This window comes from Nonomuraea sp. B5E05, assembly GCF_039880665.1.
Taxonomy (GTDB): Bacteria; Actinomycetota; Actinomycetes; order Streptosporangiales; family Streptosporangiaceae; genus Nonomuraea.
In genome coordinates this window covers 53,180-74,176 of sequence record NZ_JBDPMJ010000006.1, presented here as the reverse complement: position 1 = coordinate 74,176, position 20,997 = coordinate 53,180, and the positions used below count along the sequence as shown (strand labels likewise).

General features: G+C 72.1%; 14 protein-coding genes. All 14 read right to left on the bottom strand.

The genetic code is table 11. The features are described 5' to 3' along the window. Positions 1-8: 8 nt before the first annotated feature. Positions 9-3,635: an amino acid adenylation domain-containing protein gene (locus ABGB01_RS13225; RefSeq protein ID WP_347773565.1), complete on the bottom strand. Its 3,627-nt coding sequence runs from the start codon at positions 3,633-3,635 to the stop codon at positions 9-11. Further along, on the bottom strand, positions 3,628-6,600 hold the full coding sequence (locus tag ABGB01_RS13220) for an amino acid adenylation domain-containing protein (RefSeq protein ID WP_347773564.1): 2,973 nt from the start codon (positions 6,598-6,600) through the stop codon (positions 3,628-3,630). The genes ABGB01_RS13225 and ABGB01_RS13220 overlap by 8 nt, the downstream gene beginning before the upstream one ends. A 52-nt stretch (positions 6,601-6,652) precedes the next feature. Continuing rightward, positions 6,653-7,483 (bottom strand): SDR family oxidoreductase, encoded by an 831-nt coding sequence (locus ABGB01_RS13215; protein WP_347773563.1) that lies wholly within the window; start codon positions 7,481-7,483, stop codon positions 6,653-6,655. Further along, positions 7,480-8,193, bottom strand: coding sequence for an alpha/beta fold hydrolase (locus ABGB01_RS13210; RefSeq protein WP_347773562.1), 714 nt, complete (start codon positions 8,191-8,193; stop codon positions 7,480-7,482). The genes ABGB01_RS13215 and ABGB01_RS13210 overlap by 4 nt, the downstream gene beginning before the upstream one ends. A 773-nt stretch (positions 8,194-8,966) precedes the next feature. Then, the gene (locus ABGB01_RS13205; protein ID WP_347773561.1) at positions 8,967-9,500 is read right to left on the bottom strand and encodes a hypothetical protein; all 534 of its coding nucleotides are present in this window, start codon (positions 9,498-9,500) and stop codon (positions 8,967-8,969) included. 141 nt (positions 9,501-9,641) lie between these two features. Then, complete coding sequence (gene argG, locus ABGB01_RS13200; protein WP_347773560.1) at positions 9,642-11,087, bottom strand: argininosuccinate synthase; 1,446 nt, start codon at positions 11,085-11,087, stop codon at positions 9,642-9,644. Positions 11,088-11,201: 114 nt separating this feature from the next. Next, on the bottom strand, positions 11,202-11,915 hold the full coding sequence (gene narI / locus ABGB01_RS13195) for a respiratory nitrate reductase subunit gamma (protein ID WP_347773559.1): 714 nt from the start codon (positions 11,913-11,915) through the stop codon (positions 11,202-11,204). Next, positions 11,912-12,529, bottom strand: a complete 618-nt coding sequence (gene narJ / locus ABGB01_RS13190) for a nitrate reductase molybdenum cofactor assembly chaperone (protein ID WP_347773558.1) — start codon at positions 12,527-12,529, stop codon at positions 11,912-11,914. The genes narI and narJ overlap by 4 nt, the downstream gene beginning before the upstream one ends. Continuing rightward, positions 12,526-14,172 carry a nitrate reductase subunit beta gene (gene narH, locus ABGB01_RS13185; protein ID WP_347773828.1) on the bottom strand — a complete coding sequence of 549 codons (1,647 nt, stop codon included), beginning with the start codon at positions 14,170-14,172 and terminating at the stop codon, positions 12,526-12,528. The genes narJ and narH overlap by 4 nt, the downstream gene beginning before the upstream one ends. A gap of 86 nt (positions 14,173-14,258) precedes the next feature. Further along, entirely contained in the window at positions 14,259-17,909 is a 3,651-nt protein-coding gene (locus ABGB01_RS13180) for a nitrate reductase subunit alpha (protein ID WP_347773557.1), read from the bottom strand. A gap of 176 nt (positions 17,910-18,085) precedes the next feature. Further along, positions 18,086-18,775, bottom strand: a complete 690-nt coding sequence (locus ABGB01_RS13175) for a response regulator transcription factor (protein WP_347773556.1) — start codon at positions 18,773-18,775, stop codon at positions 18,086-18,088. Further along, positions 18,772-19,965: a sensor histidine kinase gene (locus tag ABGB01_RS13170; RefSeq protein WP_347773555.1), complete on the bottom strand. Its 1,194-nt coding sequence runs from the start codon at positions 19,963-19,965 to the stop codon at positions 18,772-18,774. The genes ABGB01_RS13175 and ABGB01_RS13170 overlap by 4 nt, the downstream gene beginning before the upstream one ends. Before the next feature lie 10 nt (positions 19,966-19,975). Next, positions 19,976-20,425, bottom strand: a complete 450-nt coding sequence (locus ABGB01_RS13165; RefSeq protein ID WP_347773554.1) for a hypothetical protein — start codon at positions 20,423-20,425, stop codon at positions 19,976-19,978. Next, positions 20,422-20,946: a hypothetical protein gene (locus tag ABGB01_RS13160; RefSeq protein ID WP_347773553.1), complete on the bottom strand. Its 525-nt coding sequence runs from the start codon at positions 20,944-20,946 to the stop codon at positions 20,422-20,424. Before ABGB01_RS13160 ends, ABGB01_RS13165 begins: the two co-directional genes overlap by 4 nt. Positions 20,947-20,997 lie beyond the last annotated feature (51 nt).

Below are 20,997 nucleotides of genomic sequence, written 5' to 3'. Positions count from 1 at the left end.
CACCCAGATCAGAAGTCGAAGTCGAACGCGAGCTCGGACAGGTCATGGGGGGTCACGGCGACGCGCCGGAGCTCGCCGAGCGGCGTGCCCGGGTCGGCGAGCGCGGCGTCGAGCAGCGCCAGCAGCTCGTCGCGGAACAGTTCCACGGTCGGTCGCAGGAACAGCGTGGTGGCGTACGCCCAGCGGGCGGCGTAGTCGTCGGGCTCGACCTCGATCTGCAGGTCGAGGTCGAAGATCGTGCGCCCGGTGACGTCGGGCCGCCAGCGCGGGCGGCCGCCCAGGAAGTCCACCCTCTGCAGCCCGGTGTCCTGCACCGCGAAGAACGTGTCGAAAAGGGGGTGCCTGCCGTGGCCGGACGGACGCGCGTACCGGGCGGTGTCGAGGGTGTGGTCCTGGTGGTCGACGGCGGCCACGGCGTGCGCGGCCACGGTCCGCAGGTGCTGGAGGAACGGCAGCTCGGCCGAGAGGCGCGCCCGCAGGCAGAGCGTGTTGACGAACATGCCCTGCACCCGGTCCACGCCCGGCAGGTGCCGCCCCGACGCCGCCGTACCGACCGTCACATCCGCGATGCCGCTCACCCGCCCGAGGAAGGCCGTGTACGCGGCCAGCAGCACGTGGAAGGGCGTCACGGATTCGGCGCGGGCCAGCTCCCTGACCGCCAGGGCCCGCTGCGGGCCGAACCGGAACGCGAGATGGCCACCCTCCGTCGTGCGCACCGAAGCCCCAGCCACGTCGGTGGGCAGGTCGAACGGCGGGACCGGCCGGTCGAACGTCTCCTCCCAGAAGGGCCGCTGGCTCTCCGACAGCGCCCGCCGCTCCGGCCCGGCCGCCCACTGGGCGTAGTCCCGGTAGCGCAGCTCGGGCGCGGCCGGCCGCTCGCCCCTGACCAGCGCCGCCCATTCGCCCATGAGCAGGGTCATGGCGTGGCCGTCGGTGAGCAGGTGGTGGACGTCGAGCACCAGCCGGGCGCCGTCGGCGTGCCGGACCAGCGCCGCCCGCCACAAAGGTGCCCTGGCCAGGTCGAACGGGCGGACCCAGCGCGCCGCCCACGCGTCGGGGTCCTCGCCCGGCGCCAGGTCCACCACGTCGATCGTGACGTCCAGCGGTTCGCGGACCCGCTGGTACGGGTGGCCGTCGCCGTCGACGGCGAACTCGGTGCGCAGGATCTCGTGTCGCTCCACGAGCGTGGCGAGCGCGGCCGTCAGGCGCTCGTGATCCACCGGGCCTGGCAGGTCCACGAAGATCGGCAGGTTGTACTGGGTGTCGGCGGGGTCCTTGACCTGTTCGACGTAGACGCCGTGCTGCTGGGGCGACAGCGGGGTCCGCTCGGCGGCCAGGCCGGGACGCGGCCCGGTGACCTGCGTACGGTCCGCCGCCCGTACGGTCTCGGCCAGCTCGGCGACCGTGCGGGCGGACAACACGGCCGACACCGGGCAGGACACCCCGAAGCGGCGGCGTACGAGCGCGGACACGCGGGTCGCGGTCAGCGAGCTGCCGCCGAGCCGGTCGAGCGGGTCGTCGGCGCCGATCCCGCGCACGCCGAGCACGTCCTCCCAGAGCCCGGCCAGGATGTGCTCCACCTCGTCCCGGGCCGCCCTGCCGCCGCTCGCGACCTCGGGGGCGGGCAGCCCGGCCAGATCGACCTTGCCGTTGGGGGTCAGCGGCAGCTCGGGCAGCACCACCAAGTGCGCGGGCACCATGGGGGCGGGCAGCCGCCGCTCGATCTCCGCCCGCACGTGCTCCGCCTCGACGCGGCCCTCGACGTACGCGCACAGGTGCGGCTCGGGCCTGCGGCGCAGCACCACCACCGCGCCGCTCACCCCCGCCACGCCCAGCAGGGCCGTCTCGACCTCGCCCGGCTCGACGCGGAAACCGCGCACCTTGACCTGGCGGTCCTCCCGGCCGAGGAAGTCGATCGAGCCGTCGGGCCGCCGGCGGGCCCGGTCGCCCGTCCGGTAGAGCAGCCGCCTTGCATGACGGACGAAGGCCCGCTCGGTGAGTTCGGGCCGCTCGTGGTAGCCGGTCGCCATGCCGTCGCCGCTCACGTACAGGTCTCCCGGGACGCCGACGGGCAGCGGGAGGCGGTCGTGGTTGAGCACGTACGCGGCGGTGTTGGGGACGGGACGGCCGATGGGCACCCGCGCGCCGAGCGGCCCGGCGACGGTGTGGACGGTGGAGATGACCGCGTTCTCCGTCGGCCCGTACGCGTTCACCAGCCGCAGGCCGGGGTTGGCGCGCAGCACGGCCCGCGCGTGCTCGGGGGAGAGCACGTCGCCTCCGACGAGCAGGTCCCGCAGCGGCCGGAACACCGCCGGATCCTCGTCGGCCAGCCTGGCGAACAGCGCGGACGTGAACAGCGCCGTGGTGAGGCCGGCATCGGCCAGCGACCGCCGCAGCTCCTCGGCGTCGAGGAACGTCTCCCTGTCGAGGAGGTGCAGCGTGCCGCCGTTGAGCAGCGCACCCCAGATCTCCCAGACCGAGGCGTCGAACCCGGTCGCGCCCACCTGCGCCATCCTGGTGGTGGCGTCCAGGCGCACGTATCCGACGCCGCGCACCAGCCGCACGACGCCGCGGTGGGGGATCATGACGCCCTTGGGCCGTCCCGTGGTGCCCGAGGTGTACATCAGGTACGCGGGCGCGCACGCATCGCCCACCACCGGCCCGTCCGGCTCCGGCTCGGCCGTCCAGTCGTGGTCGCCGAGGTCGACGACCCGTGACCCGGCGGGCGTCGCGGGAGGCCGTCCCGAGGTGATCAGCAATCTCGCGCCGCTGTCCTCCAGCGTGAACGCGACGCGGTCCTGGACGGTCGTGGAGTCGATGGGCAGGTAACAACCGCCCGCCTTCAGCACGGCCAGCGCCGCGACGACCAGCTCGGGGGTGCGCGGCAACAGCAGCGCGACCGGCTCGCCTGGGCGCAGCCCCGCCCGGAGCAGCGAGCCCGCCAGCGACGAGCTGCGGCGGTGCAGCTCGGCATAGGTGAGGGTGGTGCTCCCGTGCACCACGGCCGGATGGGCGGGGGCCCGCTCGGCCTGCTCGGCGAACAGCTGCTCGATCCGTGCTTCCCGCTGGTAGCCGGTGGCGGTGTCGTTCCAGCGCTCGAGGCTTGCGTGTTCGGCGGGGGACAGCGGGTCGAGGTCGCGGATCGTGCGCTCCGCCGGCATGGCCAGCACGGCGGCCAGGTGGGTCGCGTGGCGGGCGACCATGTCCGCGCTCCGGGCAGCGTCGTCGGCGGGGCCGTACCGCAGCCATGCCCCGTCACCGTCCAGCCCGAGCACGAGCGCGCCCGGCACCCGCTCGTCACCGCGTACCAGTACGGGCAGCGGCCCGGTATCCGGCGTGTGCGGTTCGGCGGCGGGGAGCGCGCGCGTCACCGACGCCGCCAGGCCGGCGAGCGTACCGGCGGGGTCGATCGTGAAACGGACCACGTCGTCCGTCCCGTCGCCGACGACGCGGAAGGCCACGTCGTGCCGGCCCGTGTGGTGGTGGAGAAGCGCACCCCAGGCCGCCAGCACCTCCGGCACCCCGGCACCGGGCGGGCACGCGAGCGCCGTGTCCGTGGGTTCCGGGCTCGGGGGTTCGGCGTCGGCGGGTGGTGCGCCGGTGAGCCAGTCCAGCAGTCCCGCGTCCTCACTCATGGCCGAGCACCCGCGCGAGACCGCGTACCGTCGGATGGAGATACAGCTCGCGCAGCGGCAGCGCGGGCAGGCCCCGTTCCCGCATGGCCGCCCCCAGCCGGATCGCCAGAAGCGAGTTGCCGCCGAGCTCGAAGAAGTTGTCGTCGGGCCCCACCGGCGTGTCGAGCACCGACTCCCAGACCGCGGCGAGCGTCCGGGTGAAATCCTCCGCGGGGGCGGGCGGGGGAGGCGGGGTCGAGGTGGGTTCCGGCAGGGCGCGGACGTCCAGCTTGCCGTTCGGGGTGAGCGGGAGCGCGGGCAGCGCCGTGATGGTGGCGGGCATCATGTGCTCGGGCAGCACCTTGGCCGCCCGCCGCCGCACCGCGGCCGGATCGGCGTCCGCGGGCGTCACGTACGCGTCCAGCCGCGCAAGGGCGTGATCGGCCACCTGCCCGGACGCCCGCGCCCCGCGCGGTTCGCCCGGCCGGACCGTTCGGGGCGGGTCGCTCGGGCAGCCGTCACGCAGGACCACGGCGGCCGAGGCCACCGAGGGGTCGTCGAGCAGGACGCTGCGGATCTCGTCCAGCTCGATGCGGAAGCCACGTACCTTGACCTGGGTGTCCAGCCGGCCCAGGTGCTCGAGCCGACCGTCGGGCCGCAGGCGGCCGCGGTCGCCGCTGCGGTACATGCGGCCGCCGGCGAACGGGTCGGGGACGAAGCGCTCAGCGGTCAGTTCGGGGCGGCCCAGGTATTCGGTGGCGACTCCCGCCCCGCCGACATGGATCTCGCCGGGCGCGCCGGTGGGGACGGGCCGGCCCCGCTCGTCCAGGACGTACACGTGCCAGCCGGGCAGCGGGTGTCCGACCGACCTGGACCCGGCGATGGCGTCGCCACGGGCCAGGGTCTGCGCGGTCACGTGGACCGTGGTCTCGGTGATGCCGTACATGTTGACCAGGCGGCAGTCCGGATACCGGTCGAACCAGCCCAGCAACGGGCGCGCGTCGAGCGGTTCGCCGCCGAAGACCGTCAGCCGGACGGCGAGCCGCTCGTCCCGGAGCCGGTCGGCCTCCATGAGCTGGGCGAAGGCGGACGGGGTCTGGCTGAGTACGGTGACCCGCTCGCGCACCAGCAGCTCGTGGAACTCGTCAGGCGACCTGGAGACCCAGTACGGGACCAGGACCAGCCGGCCCCCGGTGAGCAGCGCGCCCCAGATCTCCCAGACGGAGAAGTCGAAGGCGCTGGAGTGGAAGTTCGACCAGGTGTCGCCAGGACCGAGCCCGAAGTCGTCCTCGGTGGCCGTCAGGAGGGCGACGACGTTCCTGTGCGGCACCACGACGCCCTTGGGGCGGCCGGTCGAACCGGAGGTGTAGATGACGTACGCGGCGTCGTCCGGGCCGCCCCGCTCCGGCGCGCCCCCGCCGTCGAGAGAGCCGCCGTCAAGGGCGCTGTCGTCGCCGGCCGCGAGCCGTTCGGGGGAGACGACGGTCAGGTGCTTGGCGGGAGGGAGGTCGCGATGGGTAACGATCACGCGCAGCGCGGCGTCGCCGGCCGTGTACGCCAGCCGGTCCGCCGGGTAGGCCGGGTCCATCGGCACATAGACGGCTCCGGCCTTCAGCACGGCGAGCATGGTGATCACCAGGTCGGGGGTGCGCTCCAGGCAGAGGCCCACCCGGTCGCCCGGCCGTACGCCCATGCCGTGCAGGGAGGCGGCGCAGCGGCCGGCGCGCTCGTCCAGTTCGGCGTAGGTGAGCGTGCGGTCCTCGCCGGTGAGCGCGACGGCTCGCGGCCGTTCCGCGACCCGGGCGGCGAAGATCTCCTCGATCCGCTCCGGCCGCCGTTCCAAGGGCCTGGCCGGGCGGCCGAGGCCGATCACGTGGCGGCGCTCGGGCTCGTCCAGCAGGTCGACGTCGGCGGGGGCCAGGTCGTCGTCGCCGGCCAGCACCTCGTGGACGCGGGCGACGTGGCGGGCGAACCGCCGTGCGGACTCCTCGTCCACGTCCTCCAGCCGGTGGCGTACGTCGAGCCGGGGGGAGCCGTCAGGGTCCCGGCCGGGTACGAGGGTGAGCGGGAAGGGAGCGGTCTGGCAGGGGACGACGTCCTCGTCGGGCGTCTGGCGGGGCGTGTCCTCGCCGTAGGGAGTGGCCAGGAGCCCGGCCAGGACCCGGCCGCCCGTCTCCGCGCACAGCGCCTCGTACCGGCGGGAGTCGCACCATCCGCCGTCGCCGTCGAGGATCCGGGCGCTCCGGGCCACCAGCTCGCCCGTCGTGGCGGCGCCGGACAGGTCCACCGCCAGCAGCGTCCCGGCGTCGTACGCCCCCAGCGCTCCCTCCGGCCGCGAGGGCAGCCCGGCCAGCGCGCCGATCACGGGGCAGCGCCGGCCCTCGTACCGTCCCAGGACCAGCGCGGCCGCCACCGCGATCCGGGCGGCCAGGTGCGCCGACTCGCGGACCGGTACGCTCACCACCCCGGTACGGTTCCCCGCCGTGGCGTCCCCGGCCGCCCATTCGACGGTGGCTCCCGAGTAGTCGGCCTCCTGCCACCGTTTGACCAGCTCGGCGTCGGGGGCGGGCATGCGCGTATGACCGGCGTGGAAGCGCTCGCAGGGAACCCGCTCGGTGAGCACCTCGGCCACCATCCGCAGCGACGTCGCGTCCAACCACGCCCGGTGCGCGACGAGGACCAGGTCGGCGGGCCCGTCAGCGTACTCGAGCAGCACGGCCCGCAGCCCGTTTCCTTCCGCGCGCACCGGCCTGGACAGTTCGGCGTCGAGCCTCCTCCCGGCCTCCGCCGAGCCGGCGGCGGCGGAAACCCGTTCCGCCCACAGGCGGGCGGGCCCGCCCCACCAGAGGCGGGCGGCCCGGTCGAGGATCCGCGCCATCCGGGCGGCGTCGGCGCCTGCGGGCAGCCGGGTCCGCCGGGCATGGCAGTGCCCGGACGGCGGGCCGGCCGCGGGGATCAGCGGCCAGGCGTCAACGGTGCGGTACACAGAGTGATCTCCAGTGGGTTCGGGAGGCCGGCACGGCTGGGTCGGCGGGGCGTCAGCGCGTGGTGAAGCCTCCGTCGACGGTGAGCACGCTGCCGGTGACCTGGCGGGACTCGTCGGAGGCCAGCCACACGGCGGCGGAGGCCACGGCGTCGGGCTCGATGAGCGCGTTGGTCGGCTGGGCCTGCAGGAACGTCTCCTCGTGCGTGCCGACGGGCACGTCGAGCGAGCGGGCGATCTCCGCCAGCATCCGGCCCTCGACCTGCGGGTCGTCCCTGACAGAGCCGGGGCACACGGCGTTGACCCTGACCTGGCGCGGGGCGTAGTCGAGCGCCGCCGCCTTCGTCAGGCCGATGAGACCGTGTTTGGCCGCGACATAGCCGGCGAAATGCCGGTAGCCCACCAGCCCGGCGGTGGACGCGACGTTGACGATGCTGCCCGAGCCGCGTTCGGACATGAGCTTGCCGACCGCGCGGATGGCCCGCCAGGCGCCCGAGAGGTCGACGTCGAGCATCAGCTGCCACTCGTGCTCGTCGATCTCGTGCGTCACCTTGCCGGACGGGGCGGCGATGCCCGCGTTGTTGACGAGCACGTCGACGCCTCCGAACCGGTCGACCGCCATGCTCACCGCGTCCTCGACCTCGCTCAGGTCGCGTACGTCGGCCTCCTTGACCAGCACGGCGACGCCCGCCTGGCGGCAGAGCTCCTCGGTGTGCCGGAGCTGGCTGGAGGAGCCCAGCGGGTAGGGGACGCCGGGAAGGTCGCGCGCGATGTCGATCAGCACGAGGTCGGCTCCCTCGCGGGCGAACGCCTGGGCGGTGGCGCGTCCGAGACCGCGGGCCGCGCCGGTGATGACGGCCGTCTTCCCGGCCAGGCGCAGTGTCACGTCCCGTCCCTGGAGAGCTCGTCGGTGATCAGCCGGAGCAGGGGGGCGGGGTCGTCGGCCAGGTACATGTGGCCGCCGTCGAGCTCGGCGGTGCTGAACTCCGTGCTGGTGACCCGCTCCCACTGCGCGATCTGCGCCGTGTCGACCAGCTCGTCTTCGCGGCCCCGCAGCGCGGTGACCGGGATCGGCAGCGGCTTGTCCGTGACGGGTTCGTACGTCTCGTGCATCTCGACGTCGGCCCGGATCACGGGCAGCAGCAGCGAACGCATCTCCGGGTCTTCGAGCGCCGGGTGCGTGTAGCCGGAGAACTCCCTGACCCTGGCCAGGAACTCGTCGTCGCTGAGGCCGCCGGCCTTGGTCTCGCGCCCGTCGTACGGGCTGGGCGAACCGCTCACGAACAGCCGTTGCGGCCGCACGCCTCTGACGTTCGCGAGGTGGTTCGCCAGCTCGTACGCGAGCACGGCGCCGAGACTGTGGCCGAAGAGCGCCACGGGCGGGGTGGCGCCGTCGATCCTGGCCAGAACCTGGGTGCAGGCCGCCTCGGCGGCGCGGGTGACGTCGGTGTAGGGGGCTTCGTTGAAGCGTTCTTCACGGCCGGGCAGCTGCACCGGCAGGATGTTCAGTTCGTCGGGGGCCTGCCGCTGCCATCCACGGAAGAACGACGCTCCAGCGCCGGCGAAGGGCAGGCAGACAAGGTACGTGGGTTCCATGAAGCGGACTTTCTCCGATCGATCGTCCAGAGGCGGAATCCTGGCCTTCGGGGACGTCACCGTTCGGGCGAGCATCTCCTTAGCCGATTACGTAGTGGTCCAACCCGGTTACTTTGGGTGATGCTCCTGGTCGGACCGCTGGCCTCTATCGCCTCCCCCGTCCATTCGCGACCTCAAGCCGGGCCGGGCCCGGGGCGGGCGTCGCGCATCGCTCGTTGCGGCCCCAAGCATGCCGAACGACGGCCAAAACTACGGAGTTTCGGTCCTTTAGGTCAAGCCGAACATGAAGATTCTGTGACAGACGGTGGCGGTTCGGTGCTCTCCGGCGTCACATGCCAGACCCCCTCTCCGGGGGCTGCTTTTTACGTTTCGACCTGCTGTTATATAGCCGTCTCCAGAATGGGTCCGGCGGGTTTTGCATCGTTCCATCGAGGGCTCAGACGTGTCCCTGATTCTTTGCCAGGAAACATGCGCCCGAGAGCGTATGTCCTGAATCTAAAGTTTGGGGTAGCCGTATGTAAATCACCTGTGTCAGAATGTGAGACGGCGGGTTGATCACATCTCTCGTGTGCGAGAGGGCCTGAGGCTGCGAACCGGGCATGTGCGGCCTGTGCGCCCGGCTTCGGCCCCCGCTGGGCGCACGGGGGCGACGAGCGCGTTCGCTGAGGAGGAAGGGTTGTCCAACCGGTTGACGGAGCTCATCGGCGCGACCGTCAACGGCGCGGATCGGCCGTGCCGATGGCCGGGCAGTCAGGACCTGCCGAGCAGCGCCGTCAGGCCGTCCGGGGCATGACGGCGCGCAGGCCCAGGGTGACGGCGCCGGCCAGGAGCACGACGCCCGACAGCACGCCGCTGACGACCGGCACCCACGCCACGGCCGCCGTCGGCGTCATGACGAGCCCGGCGACGCCGAGCAGGGTGAGCACCACGCCGGGCACGGCGATGCTCCAGTCCTTCCAGACGGGCGCCAGCGCGACGAAGTGCACGCCGACCACCAGCGCCACCCAGGCCACGTTGGCCTGCTCGGGAAGCCCCCAGGCGGACAGCACCCTGAGCCCGCCGAACAGCAGGATCACCTCGGCGGCGACGATGAGCAGATAGCCACGGCCGAACATGCCGCGCTGCGCTCGCGCCTCCCCCTCCTGCCGTTCTTTCCTGGCGGTGGCGAACCACATGGCGAGCACCCCTGCGGCGGCCAGGCAGGCGGCCACCCTCAGCACGTTCACGGTCACGGTGTTCAGCGGGCTCTGCGCGTTGACGACGACGAAGACCGCGCCGAAGACCGCACCGACCAATAATCCAGTCATACGTTGCACGACGGTTAGTAAAGCGCATGCCGGCTCGCGCCCGCATGAGGGCTGGGCCGAGAACGCGGTGAGCCTGGCCCTTGCATGGCGCGCAGCTCGCGGGCCGAGCCGGCGAACTGCGCGATCTGCTGGAGCGGAGGGTCAGTCGGTGCCCGACTCCATCGCGGCGTGATCGAGGAGTTCGTCCTCGGGGACCTCGCCACGGGAGGCGATCGCCTCGGCCCCGCCCTCCGGCATCGCGCCGATCAGCTTGGTCGAGGGCGCCTGCGCGGCGGCGATCAACGCCGAGTGGTCGGCGCCGACCATGCCGAGCCCGGCGTACTGCTCCAGCTTGGCGCGGGTGTCGGCGATGTCGAGGTTGCGCATGGTCAGCTGGCCGATGCGGTCGACCGGCCCGAAGGCGGAGTCTTCCGTGCGCTCCATGGAGAGCTTGTCCGGGTGGTAGCTGAACGCCGGCCCCGACGTGTCGAGGATCGAATAGTCCTCGCCGCGCCGCAGCCGCAGCGTCACCTCGCCGGTGATCGCCATGCCGACCCAGCGCTGCAGCGACTCGCGCAACATCAGCGCCTGAGGGTCGAGCCAGCGGCCTTCGTACAGCAGGCGGCCGAGCCGGCGCCCCTCGCTGTGGTAGACGGCGAGGGTGTCCTCGTTGTGGACCGCGTTGACCAGCCGTTCGTAGGCCGCGTGCAGCAGCGCCATGCCCGGCGCCTCGTAGATGCCCCGGCTCTTGGCCTCGATGACGCGGTTCTCGATCTGGTCGGACATGCCCAGGCCGTGCCGCCCGCCGATGGCGTTGGCCTCCAGCACCAGGTCGACGGCGGAGGCGAACTCCTTGCCGTTGATCGTCACCGGGCGGCCACGCTCGAAGCCGATGGTGACGTCTTCAGGGGCGATCTCGACGTTCTGGTCCCAGAACCGCACGCCCATGATCGGCTCGACGATCTCGATGCCGGCGTCGAGGTGCTCCAGCGCCTTGGCCTCGTGGGTCGCTCCCCAGATGTTGGCGTCGGTGGAGTAGGCCTTCTCCGTGCTGTCGCGGTAGGGCAGGCCGTGCTCGAGCAGCCACTCGGACATCTCGGTGCGGCCGCCGAGCTCGCTGACGAAACCGGCGTCGAGCCACGGCTTGTAGATGCGCAGCGACGGGTTGGCCAGCAGGCCGTAGCGGTAGAACCGCTCGATGTCGTTGCCCTTGAAGGTGGAGCCGTCGCCCCAGATCTGCACGCCGTCCTCGAGCATCGCGCGCACCAGCAGGGTGCCCGTGACCGCCCGCCCCAGCGGGGTCGTGTTGAAGTAGCCTCGGCCGCCGGAGCGAATGTGGAACGCCCCGCAGGCCAGAGCGGCGAGCCCTTCCTCCACGAGGGCGGCCCGGCAGTCGACCAGCCGGGCGACCTCAGCGCCGTAGGCCGTCGCGCGCCCGGGCACAGAAGCGATGTCGGGCTCGTCGTACTGGCCGATGTCTGCGGTGTACGCGCACGGCACCGCGCCCTTCTCGCGCATCCACGCGACCGCTACCGAGGTGTCGAGGCCGCCGGAGAAGGCGATGCCGACACGTTCGCCGACAGGCAGAGAAGTGAGAACCTTGGACACGCGTGAAGTATATACATAGTCATGCATGATCATGCAACACCATCGTGGGACGGCCCCTTCGCCGTGTCGTGATCTCCGGAGAACGGCTCAGCGGGTGGGGTGCGTGGCCGTGACCTAGCGGGAGGGTTCCCAGCCGCGCCGGGTGGCCGGCCGCGTCTCGTCCCTGCTGCGGTAGACGATGTAGGGCCTGGTGAGGTAGCCGACGGGAGCGGTGAGCATGTGGACCAGCCGGGTGAAGGGCCAGATGGCGAACAACACGAGCGCGCTGAGCGCGTGCAACTGGAACAGCGGGGGAGCGCTCGCCATCAGCGCGGGTTCCGGACGGAAAGAGAAGATCGACCGGAACCAGGGTGAGACGGTGGTGCGGTAGTCGTAGCCGCCGCCGACGAGGTTGGCCACGACGGTGGCGGCCAGGCCGAGGGCGATGGTGAGAGCGAGGACGGCGTACATGAGCTTGTCGTTGCGGGTGGTGGCCATGAAGACCGGGCCGACGGTGCGGCGCCGGTAGATGAGGATGGCCATGCCGCCCACGGTGGCGATGCCCGCGATCGTGCCGAGGACGACGGCGAGCAGGTGGTAGAGCCCTTCGCTGACACCGGCGGCTTCGGTCCAGCTTTTGGGGATGACGAGCCCGCCGATGTGGCCGAGGGCGACGACGAGGATGCCGAAGTGGAACAGCGGGCTGCCGACGCGCAGCAGCCGTGACTCGTACATCTGGGAGGAGCGGGTGGTCCAGCCGAATTTGTCGTAGCGGTAGCGCCACACGTGGCCGAGCACGAACACGGTGAGTGCCACGTACGGCAGGACCACCCACAGCAGGGTGCTCATCGGCCGGCCTCCATGATGGCGTAGGGTTCGAGGCCGACGGCTTCGGCGGGTGGTCCTTGTTCTGCCAGCCGTAGCGCGGCCTCCCGTTCGCGGGCGCGGGCCGGCGGCAGGGTGGCCAGCACGGCGGCGACCACGTCGGCGTACGGTGAGCGCTCGTCTTCCAGCGCCGCGCGCAGCACCTCCATGCCGGCGCGGTGCTCGGTCATCAGCCGCCGGGCTTGGCGGACGGCGCCGCGTGCCGACAGCTCGCACACCACGGCCAGGTGGTCGGGCAACTCGCCGTCGGTGAGCTCGAAGCCCGCGGTGTGCAGCGCGTGCTTGAACCGCAGCAGTGCGGCGCCGCGCTTGCGGGTGTCGCCGTAGGCGTAGTAGGTGAGGTACGGGCAGCAGCGCCGTTTCAGGTCGAAGGTCGCCACGTAGTGGGCGGCCAGGTCCGGCTGAGTGGTGCCGGCGGTGTGTCCGAGGAAGGCCGACAGGCGGTCGCGGACCTCCCCCGCGGGCAGCGCGGACACCGCCTCGACCAGCACCTGCCGGGAACCGTAGAGCCGCTCGTCGGGGTAGCCGAGCAGCACCGAGGCCACCATGTGGGCGCTGCGCAGGTCGCCGTCGTTCACTTCTTCCTCCTGGGGAACAGTCCGTCGGGCGTGCCCTTGCCGTCCCAGTTGAGCAGGTTGACCCGGCCGCGCAGCTCGTCGGCGTCGTCCAGTTCGTCGCCGGCCTGCCGCTCGCGCAGGGCCTGGAAGCTCTCCACCGCGATCGGCGACGGCCGCCCCGACGCCTCGCCGAACGGGCCCGCCATGCCGGGGCCGCCCTCGTAGTCGAGGCTGCAGCCGGTGGCCGTCTCCTCCAGCCGGGCGCCCTGCTCGGCGTGCGCCTTCGGGATGACGTACCGCTCGTCGTAGGGGGCGAGCGCGAGCAGCCGGTGCATGTCCTCGATGCGCGGGCCGTCCATGCCGACCGCCGTGGCGATCGACTCGTCGGGCTCCTGGCCCAGGTTGAGCCGGCGCATGTACGAGCGCATCGCGGCCAGGCGGCGCAGCGCGGCGCGCACCGGTTCGGGGTCGCCGGCGGTGAACAGCTCGGCCAGGTAGCCGATCGGGATGCGCAGCGTCTCGATGGCGCCGAAAAGGTTGCCCGCGTCCTCGCCGTCGTGGCCGGTCTCGGAGAGCACGTCCACGACGGGCGACAGCGGCGGGATGTACCAGACCATCGGCATCGTGCGGTATTCGGGATGCAGTGGCAGCGCCACCCCGTAGTCGAAGATCAGCCGGTGGATCGGGGAGTTGCGGGCGGCCTCCAGCCAGTCGTCGGGTATGCCCGACCTGCGGGCCGCGTCGATCACCTCGGGGTCGTGGGGGTCGAGCAGGACGCCCTTCTGCGCTTCGTACAGGTCCTTCTCATCCGGCGTGGCCGCCGCTTCGGCCACCCGGTCGACGTCGTACAGGATGAGGCCGATGTAGCGCAGCCGCCCGACGCACGTCTCCGAGCAGACCGTGGGGATGCCCACCTCGACGCGCGGGAAGCAGAACGTGCACTTCTCGGCCTTGCCGGTGCGGTGGTTGAAGTACACCTTCTTGTACGGGCAGCCCGTCACGCACATCCGCCAGCCCCGGCAGCGGTCCTGGTCGACCAGCACGATGCCGTCCTCGGAGCGCTTGTACAGCGCTCCCGACGGGCAGGACGCCACGCAGGAGGGGTTGAGGCAGTGCTCGCAGATGCGCGGCAGGTAGAACATGAACGCCTGCTCGAACTCCAGCTTCACCTGGTCCGACAGCTTGCGCAGCACGGGATCGGCGGGCGCCAGCTCGGGCCCGCCGGCCAGGTCGTCGTCCCAGTTCGCGCTCCAGCTGATCTTGGTGGGCTGCCCGGTGATGAGCGAGCGCGGCCGCGCCACCGGGGTGTCGGCCTGCATCGGCGCGGAGAACAGCTGGTCATAGTCGTAGGTCCAGGGCTCGTAGTAGTCCTGGATCGACGGCATGAGCGGGTTGGCGAAGATGGAGAGGAGCTTCCTGAACCGGCCGCCGGCTCTGAGTTTCAGCCGGCCGCGCCGGTTGAGTTCCCAGCCGCCCTTCCACCGGTCCTGGTCCTGGTAGGTGCGGGGGTAGCCCTGGCCGGGGCGGGTCTCGACGTTGTTGAACCAGACGTACTCGGTGCCCGCGCGGTTGGTCCAGGCCTGCTTGCAGGTGACCGAGCAGGTGTGGCAGCCGATGCACTTGTCCAGGTTCATCACCATGGCCAGCTGCGCCATCACGCGCATGCTCATGGTTCACTCACCACTCCTCATTCGCTCCGCGGAGTCCCTCCTTCGTCGGGCCTCCACTCCACTCACTGCGTCGGGTTCGCTCACGAGTAGTTCACCTCCTGGCTGCGGCGGCGGATCACGGTGACCTCGTCGCGCTGGTTACCGGTCGGCCCCAGGTAGTTGAAGGCGAAGCTCAGCTGCGCGTAGCCGCCGATCAGGTGGGTGGGCTTGATGAGGAGCCGGGTGAGGGAGTTGTGGATGCCGCCGCGCCGGCCGGATGTCTGGCTCTTGGGCACGTCCACCACGCGTTCCTGGGCGTGGTACATGTACACCGTCCCTTCGGGCATCCGGTGCGAGACGACGGCGCGGGCCACGACGACGCCGTTGCGGTTGACCGCCTCCACCCAGTCGTTGTCGGCGATGCCCGCCTTCGCCGCGTCGGCCGGGCTCATCCAGATGTTCGGACCGCCTCGCGACAGCGTCAGCATGAGCAGGTTGTCCTGATATTCGGAGTGGATGGACCACTTGGAGTGCGGGGTGAGATAGCGCACGGTGATGCCGTTCTCGCCGCTCTCTCCCACGCGGGGCTCGCCGAACATCGCGGCCATGTCGAGCGGCGGCCGGTAGGCCGGCAGCGCCTCGCCGGCCTCGTGGATCCAGTCGTGGTCGAGGTAGAAGTGCTGGCGGCCGGTGAGCGTGTGCCAGGGTTTGCGGTGCTCGACGTTGATGGTGAAGGCCGAGTAGCGGCGGCCGCCCGTCTCGATGCCCGACCACTCCGGCGACGTCGTCACCGCCACCGGCCGGGCCTGCGTGTCGGCGAACGTGATCTGCTTGTGCTCGTCGGCCAGACCGTCGAAGGCCGTGCCCGTGCGCCGGGCCAGCGTGGCGAACCCCTGCGCGGCCAGGCGCCCGTTCGTGGTGCCCGACAACCCCAGGATCGCCTCGCACAGGTCGATGTCGCGGGCCAGCGACGGCCGCCCGGCCGCCACGCCGTCGCGTACGGTGCCGTTCCTGCGGCGCAGCCGCTCCACCTCCTCGCCCACCTGGAACGTCAGCCCCTTGGTGGTGGCGCCCAGGGTGTCGAGCAGCGGGCCGAGCGCGGCCATCTTGGCGGAGATCGCGCCGTAGTCGCGCTCCACGATCGTGATCTTCGGGAAGTTCCTGCCCGGCTCAGGGGTGGTCCCGGTGCGCCGCCAGTCGTCCACGCGGCCGTGCGGGGTGGCGTACTCGTCGGGGGTGTCGTGCAGCAGCGGCGCCGCCACCAGGTCGAGGCGCACCCCGAGATGGGTGGCGGCCAGGGTGCTGAACGCCTCGGCGATGGCGTGGAAGGCGGCGAAGTCGGTACGCGTCCGCCAGGGCGGGTCGATGGCCGGGCTGAAGGCGTGCACGAACGGGTGCATGTCGGTCGAGGACAGGTCGTGCTTCTCGTACCAGGTGGCGGCGGGGAGCACGATGTCGGAGAACAACGTCGTGGACGTCATCCGGAAGTCCAGCGACAGCAGCAGGTCGAGCTTGCCGCGCGGCGCCTCCGGCCGCCAGGTCACCTCCTCGGGCCGCTGCTCCGGCGCGGCCTCGACGGCCCGCAGTGACGCGTCGGCGCCCAGCAGGTGCCGCAGGAAATACTCGTCGCCCTTGGCCGACGAGCCCAGCAGATTGGCCCGCCACACGGTCAGCACCCGTGGCCAGTTCGCCGGAGCGTCCGGATCCTCGCAGGCGAAGCCCAGCTCGCCGGAGGCGGCCCGGCCCGCGACGTACGCGCCCGGCTCCTGCCCCGACGCCGCCGCCTCGTCGGCCAGGTCCAGCGGGTTGCGGTCGAACGTGGGATAGGACGGCATCCACCCCATGCGGGCCGAGGCCGACATCAGGTCGGCGGTCGACCTCCCCGCGAACGCGCCCTCGCCCAGGGGCGAGGCGACGGTGTCGGCGCTGTAGGTGTCGTAGCGCCACTGGTCGGTGTGCAGGTACCAGTACGCCGTACTGATCATGTGCCGGGGCGGGCGCGACCAGTCCAGCGCCGACGCCAGATGCGCCCACCCGGTGATCGGCCGGCACTTCTCCTGCCCGACGTAGTGCGCCCAGCCGCCGCCGTTGACCCCCTGGCAGCCGGTCAGCGTGGTCAGCGCCAGGAAGGAGCGGTAGATCTGGTCGGAGTGGAACCAGTGGTTCGCCCCCGCCCCCATGATGATCATCGACCGGCCGCCGGACTCCTCCGCGTTGGCGGCGAACTCGCGGGCGATCCGCGCCGCCCTCGCCGCCGGCACGCCGGTGATGCCCTCCTGCCAGGCCGGCGTGTACGGCTGCGCCGCGTCGTCGTAGCCTCGCGGCCACTCGCCCGGCAGGTCGCGCGGCACCCCGTACTGCGCCATGAGCAGGTCGAACACGGTCGTGACCAGGTGCCCGCCCACCTCCATGACCGGAACGCCCCGGTGCAGCACGCCGCCAGGAAGGTCGAAGCGGGGCAGGGCGACCTTCACCGCCTGCCCGCCGAGCAGCGTGAGCGCCGGGTCGACCGCGCCGAGGTCCAGGTTCCACCGGCCCTCGCCGTCCGGGCGGTAGCGGAAGCCGAGCGAGCCGTTGGGCACCACCGGCTCGTTCGTGCGCGCGTCGATGAGCACCGTCTTGAACGCGTCGCCCTCGCCCTCGCGCAGGTCGGCGTCGGTGAGGAACTTGTCGGGCACGTACCCGCCGCTGTCGTGCTCGCGCAGCCGCACCAGGAACGGCAGGTCGGTGAAGCGCTTGGCGTAGCCGGTGAAGGCGGGGGTCTCGCGGTCGGCGAAGAACTCCTTGAGGATCACGTGGCCCATCGCCATGGCCAGCGCCCCGTCGGTGCCGGGATGGGGGGCCAGCCACTCGTCGCCGAACTTGGCGGCGTCGCTGAAGTCGGGGCTGACGATGACGACCTTCTGGCCCCGGTAACGCGCCTCGGTCATGTAGTGGGCGTCAGGGGTGCGGGTGACGGGCACGTTGGAGCCCCACACCAGCAGGTAGGAGGCGTCCCACCAGTCGGCCGACTCGGGCACGTCGGTCTGGTCGCCGAACACCTGGGGCGAGGCCACCGGCAGGTCGGCGTACCAGTCGTAGAACGACAACATCGCGCCGCCGATCAGCGAGACGAACCGGGCGCCGGCCGCGTGCGAGGCCATCGACATGGCGGGGATCGGGGAGAAGCCCGCCACGCGGTCGGGGCCGTACGCCCTGATCGTGTGCACGTGGGCCGCGGCGACGATCTCGACGGCCTCGTCCCAGCCGATCCTGACCAGCCCGCCCTTTCCCCGGGCGGACTGGTAGCGCTCCCGCCTGGCCGGATCCGTGGTGATCTCCGCCCACGCCTCGACCGGGTCGCCGAGCCTGGCCCTCGCCTCGCGGTACATCTCCACCAGGACGCCGCGCGCGTAGGGGTAGCGCACCCGGGTGGGCGAGTAGGTGTACCAGGAGAAGGCGGCGCCGCGCGGGCAACCGCGCGGCTCGTACTCGGGCCGGTCGCCGCCGACGCTCGGGTAGTCGGTCTCCTGCGCCTCCCAGGTGATGATCCCGTTCTTGACGTAGACCTTCCAGGAGCACGAGCCCGTGCAGTTCACGCCGTGGGTCGAGCGCACCACCTTGTCGTGGCTCCACCGGTCGCGGTAGAACGCGTCAGCCTGGCGCCCGCCCACCTGATGCAGGGTGCGCAGATCCGGCGAGACCGTCCCGGACCGGAGATGCCGCCCCATCTTCAGCAACGCGTCGCTGACAGGCCCGTCCATCGCCGTCATATCACTCGTCTTCCTGCCGTCACGAAGCCGACATGCCAGGCACTGCTGTCGTAGCCCAGGAAGGAGTAAGAAAAACGTGGAACGACCGACAAGGCGGCCTTCCCGATTAAAGCTTTGGTGAAGTGTGGTTGTGCGAAGGTGCGTCAGGAGGGGAAACCCGGCACGGCCCGCAGGCTTCACCGGACGTGCGGATCGGTGGGAGGCGGCGTCCCGGAGCCGGGAGTGAGCAGACCCGTCTCGTACGCCAGGACGACGAGCTGGGAACGGTCACGGGCGCCCAGCTTGGTCAGCAGCCGGCCCACGTGGGTGCGGGCGGTCGCCGGGCTGATGAACAGCCGCTCGCCGATCTCGGCATTGCTCCAACCCGCGCCGACCTCCGCCAGCACCTCCCGTTCGCGTTCCGTCAGGCGGTCGAGCCGCTCCGGCGACGACGGGCGAGGACCCGCCGCGGCGGCCCGCATGACGCGCCGGGTGACCGCGGGCGACAGCAGCGCGTCGCCGCTCGCCACGATCCGCACCGCCTCCCGCATCCGCTCGGGGCTGGTGTCCTTGAGCAGGAATCCCGCGGCCCCGGCCCGGATCGCCTCCTGGATGTTCTCGTCGGTGTCGAAAGTGGTGAGCACGATCACGTGGACGTCGCGGAGCGCCGGGTCGGCCATGATCCGCCGGGTGGCGTCCAGCCCGTCCGGGCCGGGCATGCGGATGTCCATGAGCACCACGTCAGGGCGGAGCCTGGCCACCAGTTCGACACCCGCGTCTGCGCCGCCCGCGTCACCGGCCACGACGATGTCGTCGGCGCGTTCCAGCAGCAGCCGCAGCCCTTCTCTGACGAGGTGCTGGTCATCGACGATCACGACCCGGATCATGTGCGGTCCTCCAGCGGGACACTCGCCTCCACCACGAATCCGCCCTCAGCGGGTGACGACGTCCGCAGGCCGCCGCCGAGCAGCGCCAGCCGCTCACGCATCCCGGTCAGGCCCCACCCCGGCGGCCCCGCGGCGCCGCCGGCCCCGCGGCCGTCGTCGCTCACGCGCAGCAGCAGGGCGTCCGTCCCGAAGTCCAGGTCGATGCGGACCGTACGGGCGCCGGCGTGCCGCAGGACGTTGCTCAGCGACTCCTGCACCACCCGGTACGCCGTCGCGTCCGAGATGGCGGGCAGCCGCTCGGGCCGGCCCGAGGTCCGCACGCCGACGTCGAGCCCCGCCGCCGTGGCCGTCGCCACGAGCGCGTCCAGCGCGTCCAGCCCCGGTGCAGGGCCGTCGTCGGGATCGCCCGCGCGCAACGCTCCCAGGGTCAGCCGTAGCTCGCGGCCCACGTCGCTGCACGCCGACCGGGCCGCGGCCAGCGAGCGCTCGGCCACGTCGGGGGCGTCGCGCAGCGACTCGCGCGCCACGTCCGTGTGCAGCGAGATCACCGACACCGTGTGCGCCATCAGATCGTGCAGATCCCTGGCGATGCGCAGGCGCTCCTGCTCCACCCGCCGTGCCGCCTCCCGCTCGCGTTCCAGGCGGGCGGCGTGCTCCTGCCGGGCCAGCTCCGCGCGCCAGGCACGCCGGGCCCGCACGCCGTCGCCCAGCGCGATCGCGGCGGCCATGAGGCCCGCGGAGGTGGAGGTCTCGAAGCCGAGGAGGTAGGCCAGGTCGTCGCCCTCCTGAATGCGCTGTGCGGTCGAGACGACGAGCAGGGCGACGGCCGTACCGATCGACCAGCGCGGCCTGCCCTGCTCGGCCGCGGAGTAGAGCGCCGCGGCGAGCGGGGCGGCCAGCCCGATCGGCGGGTAGGACAACATGTAGTAGACGATCAGCGCTGCGGCCGTGAGCAGGAGCGTCGCCACCGGCCAGCGCCGGCGGGCGAACATCAGGACGGCGAACGACGCGCCGAACGTGTACGCGGCCAGGCCCGGCCCGGCCGACGCGCTGCCGACGTCGGCCGTGATGGCGGTGCCGACCACGACGAGCACCAGCATGGCCAGGCCGAGGTCGACCGCCGGCTCGTGGCGGGCCGGTGATTCGACCCGCATGCTCGGCTCGTGGCGGGCTGCTGATTCGACCCGCACGCTGCCTCCGTCATCGTCGTGGGCGGGGCCGGAAGCCCGGCACGATCCTGCTGATCACCCAGGCCGCCGCGCCGACGGCCGCGCCGACCGCGAGCCCGGTCACCAGGCTGCTGCCCAGCGAGAAGGCCCGGAGCACCAGCCCTTCCGCAGCGGGGGAGAGCGCGCCGGCGAGGTTGCCGCCCAGGTGGGGAGGGTCGCCGCCGAAGGCTCGTGTCCAAAGTAGCTGATGGGCCAGACCCAGCAGGACACCGTAGGCGGCCCCCACGGCGAGCAGCGTCGTGAACGGGTTGGGCACCCGCTTCCAGAGCACCACCGCCGTCCAGACGGCGATCGGGACGAACACCAGCAACGCATTCCCCACCGGGCCGACGAGCCTCAGGTCGTGCGCGACCACGCGCGGCACGCCGAGCAGCGCGAGCCCCCACACGGCCCAGACCGTGATGCCGAGCCGGGCCGTCACGACGCGCCTCCGGCGGGTGCGGCGGCGGCCAGGGCACGGCCGCGGTGCAGGCGCCACAGGCCGGTGAAGGCCAGGGTGGCGGTCACCGCGCTCATCGCCAGCCGCCCCCAGTGGCCGGTCTCGAACTCCAGCGCCGTCTGCCGCAACACCTCCGCGGAATGGACCGCGGCGCCCTCCTCGAACATGATGTCGTTACGCGGCCAGAAGTAGAGCGCCGAGAACAGGAACTCGCCCAGCAGCAGCGACAGCAGGCTCCCGCCGGCCCACAGCCGGGTCTCGCGCATCGGCCAGGCCAGCACCAGGGTGGCCACCGAGGCGACCACGGTCACCGCGCCCATCGGCGGGAAGAAGTCCGCGGGGCCGGTCACCACGAAGAACTCCATCGACTCGGCCAGCGAGGCGGGCACGTCGTGGAAGACGTTCGGATAGATGACGACCGTCTCCACGGCGATGCCGCCGAACGCCACCATGGCGATCCAGACGTACACGGTGAGGACGGCGGGGGAAAGGCGTTGTCGCATCGGGCTCACTTCGGCGCTCGGAGGCTCGGACCTGGTCAGGTCCCGGACCCG